Here is a 13,578-nt window from a genome sequence, read left to right on the forward strand (position 1 = left end):
TCTTTTTTACCTTCAACAGGCTCAGTATGACACAACAAGCGCAGGACGACAAAACAAACTTAAGAAGATGCTTCTTCGTTGTTTACTTTATGCCAAATCATAACCTGGTTACCAAATATTTTAGAGAAACCTTTTACATCTTCGCCACTCCAAGCATTGTTCATCTCGCCATAACTACCAAATTTGTTGCTCATCAAATCGTGGTTAGATTCGATGCCAATGATATGGAAACGATAAGGCAATAATTCTACAAATACCTTACCACTTACTACCTTTTGGGTATCCGTTAAAAAGGCTTCTATGTTCCTCATAATTGGATCGTGGAATTGGCCTTCGTGCAACCAGTTTCCGTAGAAAGAAGACAATTGTTCTTTCCAGCTCAATTGCCATTTGGTTAAAGTATGTTTCTCTAGGGTATGGTGTGCTTTAATGATGATAATTGGTGCAGCAGCTTCAAAACCCACACGCCCTTTAATCCCAATAATGGTATCTCCTACATGGATATCTCTTCCAATGCCAAAAGGCTGTGCAATGGCTTGTAATTTTTGGATGGTACTAACAGGATCTAATTTCTCGCCGTCAATACCTACCAATTCGCCTTGCTCAAAAGTCAATTCAATTTTACGTGCCTCAGTTTCCGAAACCTGAGTTGGCCATGCGCTTTCTGGCAATGTTTCGTTAGAAGTTAAGGTTTCCTTACCGCCAACAGATGTTCCCCAAAGACCTTTGTTAATTGAATATCTTGCTTTTTCGGCACTATATTCAACTCCATGTTTAGCCAAGTATTCTATTTCCGCTTCGCGGGATAATTTTAAATCTCTGATAGGTGTAATGATTTCGACTCCTGGAATAAGGATATTGAAAATCATATCAAAACGCACCTGATCATTGCCCGCACCTGTACTGCCATGTGCTACATAATCTGCTCCAATTTTTTTCACATAATTGGCAATTGCAGTAGCTTGACTTACACGCTCTGCACTTACCGAAAGTGGGTAGGTTGCATTTTTTAATACGTTACCAAATACCAAATATTTGATACAACCATTATAATAGTTTTCCGTTTCGTCTACTACCGCATGAGAGGCCACACCTAAAGCATAGGCACGCTTTTCTATTTCTTGTAATTCATCGTCAGAAAAACCGCCGGTATTTACAATTACAGAGTGAACTTCCAATCCACGGTCTTCAGCTAAGTGAATGCAACAAAATGAGGTATCTAAACCTCCGCTAAAAGCTAAAACAACTTTCTTCTTCATCTATTTAAATAAAAGGGTAAACAATAATAAAACGGATTTCAGTCCAGATTTTGGTTTTAAAACCAATCTTTGTTTAATGCGCATAAAACGCTCGTACAAACCGGGCTTTTTCTGTAATTCTTCAGCAAAAACTTTTGCAGCTTCGTGTTTTTTCTCGGCCGGATCGTATAACATTGCTGTACACATGCAATTTTTGCGCTCTTTCATCTTTAAGATCTCAAAATTGACACAGCTTTGGCAACCTTTCCAAAAATCTTCGTCTTGCGTTAATTCCGAATAAGTAACGGGTTCATAACCTAAATCAGAGTTGATTTTCATTACTGCCAAACCTGTAGTTAAGCCAAATATTTTTGCCTTAGGGTATAAAGTTCTCGAGAGTTTAAAAATCGCTTCTTTAATGGCATGTGCTAATCCTGCTTTTCTGTATTTGGGACTTACAATTAAACCTGAGTTGGCTACAAACTGACCATGGCTCCAAGTTTCTATATAACAGAAACCTGCCCATGTACCATCTTGGTGAAAAGCAATTACAGCCTTTCCCTCCTCCATTTTGCCTGCAACATAGGCTGGAGAACGCTTAGCGATACCTGTTCCTCGGGCTTTTGCAGATTCAAGCATTTCATCACAAATTTCTTCTGCAAAGACACGATGTTCAGGAAGTGCAACTTGCACTATAAAATCGTTTATATTCATTAATTATCTAACGAAAATTTAAGGTATTCTTGTTAATTGGGTTTTTAGAGAGGATCAATTCCTCATTGGCATTAGTATGAAGTACTAAATACGCGGCGTGTAATTTTGCCGGTTTGTGGTGATATAAAATACGGGTCGCAAGCGGTCAATAAACAGACTATTAGCAGCAATGTTCTTTGCTTCTAAAATAGAAAGTTTATGGATAATGTGTTTACTCATTTTTTTGCTCGCCAACCAGGATTAAATTAGTTGAGGCGCAAAGGTTTAAATAAAAATTGAGTTGTGCAATAAGAATCTAATTTTTTTACATTTTTTTAGCGTTTTCTTCATCTCAGAGATCGCTTCTAACCCATATTATCTTCCAAATCTAAAAAAGTGGCTCAACAGGTTGGTTTCTCCTTTCATCATTCCAACAATTAGCTCGGCCCCAATTGCAGAAAAGGTAATGCCATTACCGCCAAAGCCCAAACAAAAATAACTGTTCGGAAATTTGGTATGCATGCCGATATAGGGCAGCCCATCTTTGGTTTCTCCAAAAGTACCGCACCAACTAAAATCTTCAATAAATAAGGTGTTGGGTAAAAATTTTTGAAAGGTCCGCTGTAGTTTCTCTTGTTTTTTATTTAATAATGCATCTCGTTTGAAGGCATTTTTAAAATTCTCGTCTTCTCCGCCTACCAATATTCTTTGATCTGCGGTAGTGCGCAAATACAAATAAGGACTATCTGTGTTCCAAAACAAAGTATCGCTCATATGTTGATCCAAATGTGCTCGCTGTTCGCTTACCATTGCATAAGTACTCTTAAGTTTCACCACTTGCTCTGGTAACATTTGTTGTGTTTCGTAACCTGTACAGTAAATGATCTTTTTGGCAGTAATTAAAGCTCCGGTTTGTGTGCTAACAATAACCTGATCTGCTTTGTTTTTGATGTTCACCAATTCCGTTTTATCAAAAACCTGAAGTCCTTTTTTTGCATTGTGATGGAGAAGGTCGTGTGTAAAACGAAAAGCATCTATACTTGCCCCATCTGCAGATAAAATCCCTCCTTCTGCAATCAATCCATAAGTGGTTTTGATCTGGGCTTTGTTTAACCATTGTACATCAAATCCTTTTGCCTTTCTGGTTTCAAACTCTGTTGTTAACCACTTTAAGTCTTTCGCCTTACTTGCAAAATAAAGTGATTTTTTAAACTCAAAGCCACATGCAGATTTAATCTCGTTAACCAATTCTCCAATCTGAGCAATCGCATCTTTACAAGCCCTATAACTCGCAACAGCTCCATCTTCCCCTACCATTTTAATCAATTGGTACAAGGGCACATCTATTTCGTATTGCAACATAGAAGTTGTAGCAGATGTACTTCCATTTGCAATTTCTCGCTTATCGATCAATATGGTATCGAAGCCATTTTTTATACAGGAATGCGCCATTAATGCACCTGTAATTCCACCGCCAACAATCAAGACATCACAATTGATATTTGCTCTTAACGACGGATACGCATGTATCATTCCATTTTTTACCAACCAATAGGGTTCATTCGACCTGATGTTCATTGCATTAATTTTACAGTTAACAGTTCGCACAGAATTATGTTTGATTTGAAGTGACCATCTCTGTTTTTAACCTCAAAAACGCCTTCAATAGGTTATTACATTAATCCACAAGAGCTTATTTAGAATTATTCAAAATAATTTGCATGCTAATTTTTTCTGCCGTTAATTTGCATCTGTTTATAATTAGTCTAAATAAGAATTAATACATGAAAATACCTCTACACTTCAAATTTATACTCCTTTTGATGCTTTCTGCTGTTGCCGCATCTGCACAACAAAGTGGAAGCATTAAAGGAAAAATAACCACAGCAGATGGTCAGCCTGCAGCTTATGTAAGCATTGGCCTAAAAAATAAAACCCTAGGCACAACCACCTCCGAAAACGGAGATTATACCTTAAATAAAGTTAAACCTGGCAATTATACTTTAAGGGTAAGTGCGGTAGGCATCAATACACAAGAGCAGAATATCAATGTTGCAGCTGGAGAAACTTTGGTGTTAAACTTTAAGCTTACAGAAAATAGCGAGTTCTTAAAAGAGATTACCATAAGCACTGCAAAAAAGAGCTACAATGTAGCTAAAATGCCTTTAAAAAATCTCGAAAACCCTCAGGTTTATACCAGCGTATCATCAGAAACGATGAAACAACAGGCCATTAGCAATTACGATGATGCTTTAAGAAATGTACCTGGAATTACCAGAACCTGGGAATCTACAGGTAGAGGAGGCGATGGTGGCTCTTATTTCTCTTTGCGAGGTTTTGAAGCACAACCTAGTTTGGTTAATGGTTTACCAGGTTTGGTAAGTGGCAATTTAGATCCGGCCAATGTTGAAGAAATTCAAGTAATGAAAGGCCCATCTGGCACTTTATTTGGCGCTAGCTTTTATGGTTATGGTGGGATTATCAATACCATTACTAAAAAACCATACTATAACTTTGGTGGTGAGGTGAGCTACAATATTGGAAGTTTTGGCTTACATCGATTAGCTGTTGATCTCAATACTCCATTAAGCAAAACCAAGAAAATTGCCTTCCGTTTAAATACAGCTTTACATACCGAAAAAAGCTTTCAAGATGCTGGTTTTAAGAAATCGTTGTTTATTGCACCAAGTTTATCTTATGAGGTGAATGATAAACTTTCCTTTAATCTATTGGTTGAGATTTTAGAAGAAAAAAGAGCAGTTGCGCCTATTTTTTTCAACTCGGATAGGGTAAGTCCACTCGATTTCAAAAATATTGCTGAGTTAAACCTGAACAACAAATTATCGTTTACAAATAATGATTTGACGATAAAAAATCCTAGAAAAAATCTGCAGGCTCAAGCAGTATATAAATTTGATAGCAAATGGAGCTCGCAAACTGTTTTCTCTGCCAGCAACATTAAGTCTGATGGTCTTTACAGCTACATCTGGGGTGTTGATCCAGACAAGCCAACGCAAAGAAATTACTTCTATCAATATTTCAGCAACCAAGATTTTAATACCAGTACTATAGATCTTCAACAAAATTTCAATGGTGACTTTAAAATTGGCAAACTTAGAAACCGTTTATTAATTGGCCTCGATTATTTTACCCGAACCGTTAAAAACAACAGCTCTGGTTGGATAGCCACCAGATTGGTTAATCCACAAGGTGGGATCATCAGTCTCAACCCATCAAATCCTGATGGTTTAAATCAATCGGCCATCACAACTGCACTTGCAGCAACTGAGCATTCGAACACTAAAATTACCAATAGTACCTACAGTGCTTATGCATCAAACGTATTGAATATTACCCCATCATTAACCGCCATGTTAAGCTTGAGGATGGACTATTTCAAAAACAAGGCCAACGTATCAAAAGACGATTATAATCAATTAACGTTCTCTCCAAAATTTGGCTTGGTTTATCAACCCATTTTAGATAAGGTATCCATTTTCGCCAACTATATGAATGCATTTTACAATATCGCTCCTTACGAGGTATTCGATAATGCAGGTGTAAGTTTAGGTGTAAAATCATTTCAGCCCGAAAGGGCAAACCAGATAGAGTTTGGCGTAAAAACCAATCTACTTTCTGATAAATTGTTTGCTACCATTTCGGCCTATGATACAAAAGTTGCGAACAGGGTTTATTTCTCTCCAACCAGTGCCATGCAAGGTGGTAAAACACAAAGTAGAGGTATAGAGTTAGAAGTTAATGCTATCCCTTTGCCAGAGCTAAATCTTATTGCAGGTTTTAGTCATGGTAAAATCAAGGTAATAGAAGGGAACCAAGCTACACCTAACGACTTTTATAATGAAGTTGGTAGAAGTCCAGGTGGACAAGGACCGCAAACCTTGGCCAATTTTTGGGCTACCTATAAATTCAGCTCTGGCAAATTAAAAGATTTTGGCTTGGGCTTAGGTGGCAATTATGCCGGGGTTTACAAGGTAATCGACAATAGTGTTACTGGTGTTTTCAATTTACCGAGTTATGCGCTCTTAAATGCAAGTGTTTTCTACAACTCCCGCAAAATTAGGGTTACCTGTAATGTAAACAATTTAACCAACGAAACTTATTACGCTGGATATTGGTCTGTAAACCCTCAAAAGCCTAGAAATTTTACAGCAAGCTTAAGCTATAAATTATAAAAACACTACAAAAATTCAAATCTCAAAAAATCAATTTCAACTACCCAAATGAAAAGATATCACATCTACCTATCCATCATCGTACTTCTTCTCATCAACATAGCCGCATCGGCACAACAACATGCAAGCATTAGCGGAAAGATCACAACTGCAGATGGCCAACCGGCAGCTTACGTAAGCATAGGCTTGAAAGATAAAAACCAAGGAACAACCACTAATGATAAAGGCGAATACCACCTACAAAGAGTAAAACCTGGTAACTATACCCTTAAAGCAAGCGCAGTAGGCATTAATGCACAGGAAAAGGAGATTATCCTCGCTACTGGCCAAACACTGGAAGTTAATTTTGTATTGACAGAAAATAGCCAAGCATTAGATGTAATTACTGTAGCAGGCATTACCAACAGGTATAAGATCAGCTTGCCTTCAGCTTCACTAAGGTTGAATGAACCCTTATTAGAAGCCGCACAAAATATCCAAACGGTAACCAACCAAACCCTTAAAGACCAACAGATCATTAGCATGAGCGATGGTTTGATTAGAAATGTGAGTGGGGCAGCAAGATCGGAGCACTGGGGCGATATGTACACCAATATTAAAATGCGTGGTTCTCAGATCCAGGCCATGCGCAATGGGTTCAACTTTGTGTCTTCTTTCTGGGGACCACTTACTGAAGACATGAGTTTCGTAGACCATATTGAATTTGTAAAAGGTCCGGCGGGCTTTATGCTAGGCAATGGCGATCCGAGTGGCATGTACAATGTAGTGACCAAAAAACCTACTGGTTTTAATAAAGGTGAAGTTGCTTTCACTGTTGGCAGCTATGACTTGTACAGAGCAACGGTAGATTTCGACCATAAACTAACTAAAGACGGCAAATTGTTATTTAGGTTAAACACAGCCGTACAAAACAAGGGCTCATTTAGACCTTTCGAAAAAAATGACCGTTACAGTTTTGCCCCTGTTTTGAGTTATCAATTAACTGAAAACACCAAAATTACAGCCGAATATACTTGGCAAAATGCAAAAATGACCGAGGTTGGTTCTTATTATATCTTCTCGCCAAAAGGTTATGCAACATTGCCCAGAGATTTTACCATGACACAACCTGGTGTGGAGCCAACCAGAATTAACGATCATAGCGCATTTATCAATTTGCAACACAATTTTAGCAGTACTTGGAAAGCTACGGCACAGTTTGCTTATTCTAAATACCTACAGAATGGAACAAGCTCTTGGCCTTCTTCAGTTTTTGCAAATAATACAGTGATTAGGCGTATAGGCATTTGGGATGCTGAAAGCACGATGAAACTTGCCCAATTTTTCATTAACGGACAAGCTACAACGGGTGGCATCCATCATCGCATTTTGGCTGGTTTTGATGGAGGGAAAAAGAACTACATGGCAGATTGGGGCCAAGGACATAATTTAGACCTACCCTCCTCTCCTTTTGATTTAAATAATCCTAATTATGGTTTCCCATCAAATGGCTATCCAAATTTCGACAGAGGAACACCTCTATTGCAAAGAGCAATTAAAGCAGGTGGCTTAATGGATCAGAAATACTTAAGCGCCTACGCACAAGATGAATTAGGGTTCTTTGAGAACCGAGTACGTTTAACCTTGGCAGGTCGTTACACCTATGTAAGTCAATCTGCTTGGGGAGGCCAACCTGATAAAGCCAAACACTTTACCCCTCGTGTTGGTTTAAGTGTTTCTGTTGACAAGAATACTGCTGTGTATGCTGTGTATGATCAAGCATTTACCCCACAGAGTGGATTTTTACGCAGTGGTGCCGCTATCGAGCCAATTACAGGTACGAACTACGAAATTGGCTTTAAAAAAGACTGGTTTGATGGCAAATGGAATACCACCTTGGCTGCTTATCGCATTCGCAAGCAGAACGAGTTGACCTCAGATCCATTTAATAAAGCAGGTGAAACTTTTAGTATTGTAATTGGAGAAAAAAGAGCACAAGGGATTGAGTTCGACTTGAGAGGAGAAATTACGGCTGGCCTAAGGTTAATTGCCAACTACGCTTATACTGATGGTAAAGTAACCAAGGTTAGCGATGGTGTACAAGGTGTATTTGTGGGTCAGGTTGTACCAGGTTTCTCTAAACATACCTCAAATGCGTGGTTAACCTATACGGTACAAAATGGTGTACTTAAAGGCACCGGAATTTCTGGAGGTTTTACTCACCTAGCAGGTAGAGCGATGGGAACCTATAGCGGTTCTAATTCTGAGCAAAACCTACCTAACTATTTTAAACTAGATGGTGGATTATTCTGGGAAAACAAAAGCCTAAAAATTACAGGAAATGTCTTTAACATTTTAGATAAATACCTATACAGTGGCGCTTACTATACCAATTACTGGAATGCTCCAGATTATAACCAAGCGGTTTATTCATGGCAAGCAGAAGCCCCAAGAAATTACAGATTAAGTATTGCTTACAAATTTTAAAATTAACTAATGAAAAAAATCTCAGTATTAATGATGCTACTTACCTTGAGCATCTCAAGTGCATTCGCCCATGCTTTATGGATCGAAACGGCATCAACAGGAAAAAAGGGCCAGCCCCAAGAAGTAAAAGTTTTTTTTGGAGAATATGAGGGCCGTGAACCCGACTCTGCAAAGAAATGGTTCAGTAACCTCAAAGAATTTAGCTTGGTACTTACCGCTCCAGATGGCCGTACAAAAGTATTAAAAGCTACACCAGATCTGCTTTGCTATAAAACCACTTTTACACCAGACCAAGATGGGAGTTATATCTTATCTATTGTACATGAAGTAAAAGACATTTATGAAAATGCCAAAATTGAGTATTATGCTTTTGCAAATGTTGCCGTTGGCAATACTCCAAAGGTAAATGCAGCATTTCCGGCAAATGCATTGTTCTCTTTTAGACCAGAACAACCCGTATTAAAAGTTGGAGAAGCCATTACACATGCCATTGTGTACAATAAAGCTCCTTTTGCAACACAAAAATTGTCAATCGTTCTGCCCGATAACAAAAAGGAAGAACCAAAAACGGATACCAAAGGGAAGTTTGTTTTTAAACCAGCACAAAGCGGAAATTATTTTTTAGAAGCCTTTGCTGAAGACAAAACTCCAGGCAAACTTGGTGAAAAAAACTACGATAAAGTATGGCATGTAACCACCTATTTTATTGCGGTTAATTAATAATAATTTTAATATTTAAGTTTTAACCAATTGGCACCAAAAAGGCCAATTGGTTATTTTGTTAAAGACCAATTCATCATGGGTTTAGTGAAAGCAACTGTAAAAAAGAATAGCAAAAAATCGCGTTTCAGACAAATTAGCGACTGGTTACACTTATGGCTGGGTCTTTTTTCGGGCATTATCGTATTTATTATCGCTACTACTGGCTGTATCTTTGTGTTTCAGGTAGAAATCAATCAGCTCATCCACCATGATGAAATCTTTATTACTCCTCCAAAAAACCAACAGACTTTACCGTTAAGCCAGCTCAAACAAAATGCTGAAAAAGCTTTGGGCAAAGGAAAAACAATCAATTTTATCAGTACCTATAAATCGCCAGAACGGGCTTGGGAGTTTGGCACTTATAAAGCAGGAGATCCGAATGCATTTTTCTATTTCAACTCGCTCGATTATTATGATGTTGTGCTCATCAATCCTTATACAGGTAAAGTAACCTTAATTATAGATTATAAATATGAGTTCTTTAATGTTGTAAAGTTTATTCATTGGAGCTTATTGATCAACCATCCTATTGGGCAACAAATTGTAGGCTGGTCTACCTTTATTTTTGTAATTCTGCTCATTACCGGAATGATCCATTGGTGGCCCAAGAATCTCAAAAAATCAAACCTTGATAAAAGCTTTAAGATCAAATGGAGTGCAAAATTCAAACGTTTAAATTACGATTTGCATAACGTTCCGGGGTTTTACGCCTTATTCATCACATTAATCTTAGCGTTAACCGGAATGGTTTGGGCTTTTCAATGGTTTCAGACAACGGTTTATGTTGTCGCTTCGCAAAGTATTACCCCACCACAAACCAAAGAATTTAAATCGGATTCTACGCAAACTTCCCTTACAAATCCTTTCGATATTGCCTTTGAAACTGCTAGAAAAAAATTGGGAAATCCTGATAAAGTAGGTATCAGTCCGGCTAGTGGCACATCTGGTGTGATTTATGCAAATGGTTATAGAAGTGAGGAGACCTATTACGACTCAGACGACTTACAATTTGATCAATACACAGGCAAGCTGTTAAATCAACGAAACCATATTGAAAAAAATGCTGGAGAAAGGCTAATTGCCATGAATTACGATATTCATGTCGGTGCAATTTTGGGCTTAACAGGTAAGATAATGGCTTTTTTCGCCAGTTTGATTGCAGCATCACTCCCAATTACAGGTTTTATCATTTGGTGGGGTCGTCGCAAAAAATCAAAAACCTAATGCAGTTTTTATTTAGAATAATTAAAAATAATTTGTTTATCAGGATTAATGGTTGTTAATTTGCAACTGTTTGGAACAATTCTAAATAACATTCAATTTCAAGGATATGAAGAAAATAAATTTACTCGCAATTTTACTTTTATCAAGTTTTTTTGCCTTTGCCCAAAACAAGTTTGAGCAAGATCGTAACGCCATCAAAGCATTGGCTGGTTTTTACAAGGTGACTTTTAACTACGCAGAAACCTTTTCTCCTGATGACGATTACAAATTCCATGAAAGACACCGTTCTTCTGCTAAAGAGTGGGCTGTGATCTTAGAAGACTCTCCAAAGAAAATTGTGATCCAACACCTATTGGTAATGAGAGGTGATAGCATGATCATTAAACATTGGAGAGAAGATTGGACTTATGAGGATCCTCAAATATTAACTTATGATAAAAATGACACTTGGAAAAAAGTGACTTTATCTGGCGATGAGGTAAAAGGAAAATGGACCCAAAAAGTTTATCAAGTTGACGATAGCCCTCGTTACCAAGCAATCGGCACTTGGGTGCATGTTGATGGCAAACACCAATGGCAAAGTAAATCAGATTCTCCACTCCCTCGTCGTGAGTATTCTGAGCGTAGCGATTACAATGTGTTAAACCGTGGAAATACACTTTACCTTACCGCAGATGGTTGGATGTTTGAGCAAGACAATAAAAAGATTGTACGTTCTGAAAGTGGTGATAAACTTTTGGCAATGGAAAAAGGAATGGAGCAATTCATTAAAACCGATCCAAAATCTTTTGGCTATGCACAAAGCTGGTGGAAACAACAGGAGAAATTCTGGAAAGATGCCAGAGAAACTTGGGATGCAGTTTTTGCTGAAAACAGTGTCATTAAACTTACGCCTAAAGTTGACAACAAATTATTATATGAGCGCTTTTTTGCCCTTGGTGATCAATCGGTAAAAGAAAACTGGAGCTCAGAGAAAAATAAAGAAGGAATTAAAAAAGTGATCTTAGCTTATTTAGCTAAGGGTTAATCAGAAGATCATATTCTACATCTATCTAAAATTAAGCCATCTGCCTTATTAAGCAGGTGGCTTTTGTTATTCATGGATAGGTGGTTTTGTTGATCATTTTTTATCTTGCACTTCAAAATGTTTTGCCCCTTCGATATGAAAAAATTGTTAATCCTAATTTGCTTAGTCATTGTTTCGTTCAAGGGCTTTGCCCAAGATCTGGCTTATGCACGAAAAACGTTAAAGACACTTGCTTCTGAAGCTTTCTGGGGCCGTGGTTATACCAAAAATGGGATGGCAAAGGCTGCAGATTTTATAGAATCAGAATTCAAATCTTTTGGCCTACAACCAATGGATGGGAAGCGTTTTAAGCAGGATTTCTCTTTTCCTGTTAACACTTTCCCTGGTCAAATGGAACTTCACATTAATGGCAAAAAATTGATTGCTGGGAAAGATTTTATAGTTTCCCAATCCAGTACTGGTATTCATACAAAGGCAGACCTCATCCAAAAAGATAGCATAACCTTTTTAAATCAGGAGCATCGAATCTTAGTTCATTTAATGGATAAGTTAACCTGGTCTGTAGCACAAAATGTAGATGATGTTACTGAAATTTTGATCAAAAAAACAGCATTAAACGAAAAACCAAAAAACCTAATTGTCAATATCGAAAACAAATTTATTCCCGAATTTAAGGCTGCCAATATTTGTGCTCTAGTAAAAGGAACTACCAAACCAGATTCTGTAATTTTAATTACCGCACATTACGACCATTTAGGAGGCATGGGCAAAGACACTTATTTTCCTGGAGCAAACGACAATGGTAGCGGTGTTTCCTTCTTGTTAAGTTTAGCTAAATATTATGCTGCAAATCCTCAGAAATATAGCATCGCCTTTATCTGTTTTGCAGGTGAAGAAGCTGGGATTTTAGGTTCTAAATATTTCACCGAAAATCCACTTATCCCACTTCAGCAAATCAGGTTTATGTTCAATGTAGACATGGTAGGTACTGGAGAAACCGGAGCCACTGTAGTTAATGCAACTCAGTACCCGAAAGAGTTTGCACTATTAAATCAGGTTAATGATGCCGGAAAATTATTGGTTAAGATCAACCCAAGAGGTAAGGCCGCCAATAGCGATCATTATTTCTTTACCGAAAAAGGAGTTCCCGCTTTTTTCCTGTATACCCAAGGTGGCATTGCTGCTTACCATGATGTTTTTGATAAAGCAGAAACCTTACCATTTACCGTTTACGAAAATTTATTTAAGCTTTTTGTGGGCTTCAATAAAGCCTTGATCAATTGATCTGCTTTCAAGCCAAACTAACTGATCAGGTTAGCAAAAAGAAGTGAGCTAAATTCTCTAGAATGACAAAAGCAGCCCCAAAGGCTGCTTTTGTAGTATTGTAGTGGTATTGTTTCTATTTAGCGAGATTTACCCTGAGGTTGAGCTCGAAGCTACCATTGGTGTATCCCGACAGTTCAGAAGTCTGTGTGGTGTACATTCCCGATACCAGGTACCTTTTCTTGATGTCCAGTCCCAGCCCAAAGGTTGCGCTCTGGTTGCTGTGGTATACGCCCATCAAAAGGAACCTTTTCTCCGAGAGGGAGACCTGTGTACCAAAGTCTACCATGTTGTCAAACCCCCTCACCCCACGGTAGGCCACCTTGGGTTCGATCTCGATGCCGTTCTTTAATGCAAAGTTATAGCTCACCGCACTGAAGAAGGTCACCACATCGGCCAGCTTCACCACATCCTTCTTGAAGAAGCTCTTCAGGTTGGGGATGGCCGCCTGTATGGTCAGTCCGCCCGATACAAAGGCCGCCCCGAAGTCCCCGTCAAGGTAGGTACGCTGCCCATTGTACTCCCCCACGCTGATGTCGTTGGGGTTACCGTTGATATCGTTCTGCTCCACACGCTGGCTCATCATCCCAAGGGATAGGCCAAAGCTCAGGTGGTTCTTGCCACTGTCAAGGGGAAGGTGGTAGGCATAACT

The 13,578-nt window shown here is 38.4% G+C and carries 10 protein-coding genes; 6 read left to right on the forward strand and 4 right to left on the reverse strand.

What is annotated here, in order from left to right; genetic code table 11:
* Nucleotides 1-59: 59 nt before the first annotated feature.
* The 3 genes from argG to AQF98_RS07755 all read right to left on the reverse strand — a co-directional run bounded on the left by argG (nucleotide 60) and on the right by AQF98_RS07755 (nucleotide 3,509).
* On the reverse strand, nucleotides 60-1,259 hold the full coding sequence (argG, locus tag AQF98_RS07745) for an argininosuccinate synthase (RefSeq protein ID WP_055131351.1): 1,200 nt from the start codon (nucleotides 1,257-1,259) through the stop codon (nucleotides 60-62).
* Entirely contained in the window at nucleotides 1,260-1,952 is a 693-nt protein-coding gene (locus AQF98_RS07750; protein ID WP_055131352.1) for an N-acetyltransferase, read from the reverse strand.
* Between the two features lie 354 nt (nucleotides 1,953-2,306).
* Nucleotides 2,307-3,509: an FAD-binding oxidoreductase gene (locus AQF98_RS07755; protein ID WP_055131353.1), complete on the reverse strand. Its 1,203-nt coding sequence runs from the start codon at nucleotides 3,507-3,509 to the stop codon at nucleotides 2,307-2,309.
* Nucleotides 3,510-3,715: 206 nt separating this feature from the next.
* On the opposite strand from AQF98_RS07755, the gene AQF98_RS07760 reads away from it, so the two are divergent.
* From AQF98_RS07760 to AQF98_RS07785, 6 genes are all read left to right on the forward strand, one after another.
* On the forward strand, nucleotides 3,716-6,124 hold the full coding sequence (locus AQF98_RS07760; RefSeq protein ID WP_055131354.1) for a TonB-dependent receptor: 2,409 nt from the start codon (nucleotides 3,716-3,718) through the stop codon (nucleotides 6,122-6,124).
* 48 nt (nucleotides 6,125-6,172) lie between these two features.
* On the forward strand, nucleotides 6,173-8,590 hold the full coding sequence (locus AQF98_RS07765) for a TonB-dependent receptor (RefSeq protein ID WP_055131355.1): 2,418 nt from the start codon (nucleotides 6,173-6,175) through the stop codon (nucleotides 8,588-8,590).
* Nucleotides 8,591-8,599: 9 nt separating this feature from the next.
* Nucleotides 8,600-9,310, forward strand: a complete 711-nt coding sequence (locus tag AQF98_RS07770; RefSeq protein WP_055131356.1) for a DUF4198 domain-containing protein — start codon at nucleotides 8,600-8,602, stop codon at nucleotides 9,308-9,310.
* 30 nt (nucleotides 9,311-9,340) lie between these two features.
* Entirely contained in the window at nucleotides 9,341-10,576 is a 1,236-nt protein-coding gene (locus tag AQF98_RS07775) for a PepSY domain-containing protein (RefSeq protein WP_235524192.1), read from the forward strand.
* Nucleotides 10,577-10,682: 106 nt separating this feature from the next.
* On the forward strand, nucleotides 10,683-11,603 hold the full coding sequence (locus AQF98_RS07780) for a DUF6607 family protein (RefSeq protein WP_055131357.1): 921 nt from the start codon (nucleotides 10,683-10,685) through the stop codon (nucleotides 11,601-11,603).
* Between the two features lie 135 nt (nucleotides 11,604-11,738).
* Entirely contained in the window at nucleotides 11,739-12,887 is a 1,149-nt protein-coding gene (locus AQF98_RS07785) for a M28 family metallopeptidase (protein ID WP_055131358.1), read from the forward strand.
* Nucleotides 12,888-13,002: 115 nt separating this feature from the next.
* Here the strand turns inward: AQF98_RS07785 and AQF98_RS07790 are convergent.
* Nucleotides 13,003-13,578 (reverse strand): type IX secretion system membrane protein PorP/SprF (locus tag AQF98_RS07790; RefSeq protein WP_152969664.1); only part of this gene is annotated, 576 nt, incomplete at its 5' end.

The organism is Pedobacter sp. Hv1, assembly GCF_001412215.1.
Taxonomy (GTDB): domain Bacteria; phylum Bacteroidota; class Bacteroidia; order Sphingobacteriales; family Sphingobacteriaceae; genus Pedobacter.

Excerpts from the sequence above, each read along its gene's own strand:
- AQF98_RS07785 (WP_055131358.1), top strand. The coding sequence starts at position 11,739 with ATGAAAAAATTGTTAATCCTAATTTGCTTAGTCATTGTTTCGTTCAAG.
- AQF98_RS07750 (WP_055131352.1), bottom strand. The coding sequence starts at position 1,952 with ATGAATATAAACGATTTTATAGTGCAAGTTGCACTTCCTGAACATCGT.
- AQF98_RS07765 (WP_055131355.1), top strand. The coding sequence starts at position 6,173 with ATGAAAAGATATCACATCTACCTATCCATCATCGTACTTCTTCTCATC.
- AQF98_RS07770 (WP_055131356.1), top strand. The coding sequence starts at position 8,600 with ATGAAAAAAATCTCAGTATTAATGATGCTACTTACCTTGAGCATCTCA.
- AQF98_RS07760 (WP_055131354.1), top strand. The coding sequence starts at position 3,716 with ATGAAAATACCTCTACACTTCAAATTTATACTCCTTTTGATGCTTTCT.
- argG (WP_055131351.1), bottom strand. The coding sequence starts at position 1,259 with ATGAAGAAGAAAGTTGTTTTAGCTTTTAGCGGAGGTTTAGATACCTCA.
- AQF98_RS07780 (WP_055131357.1), top strand. The coding sequence starts at position 10,683 with ATGAAGAAAATAAATTTACTCGCAATTTTACTTTTATCAAGTTTTTTT.
- AQF98_RS07755 (WP_055131353.1), bottom strand. The coding sequence starts at position 3,509 with ATGAACATCAGGTCGAATGAACCCTATTGGTTGGTAAAAAATGGAATG.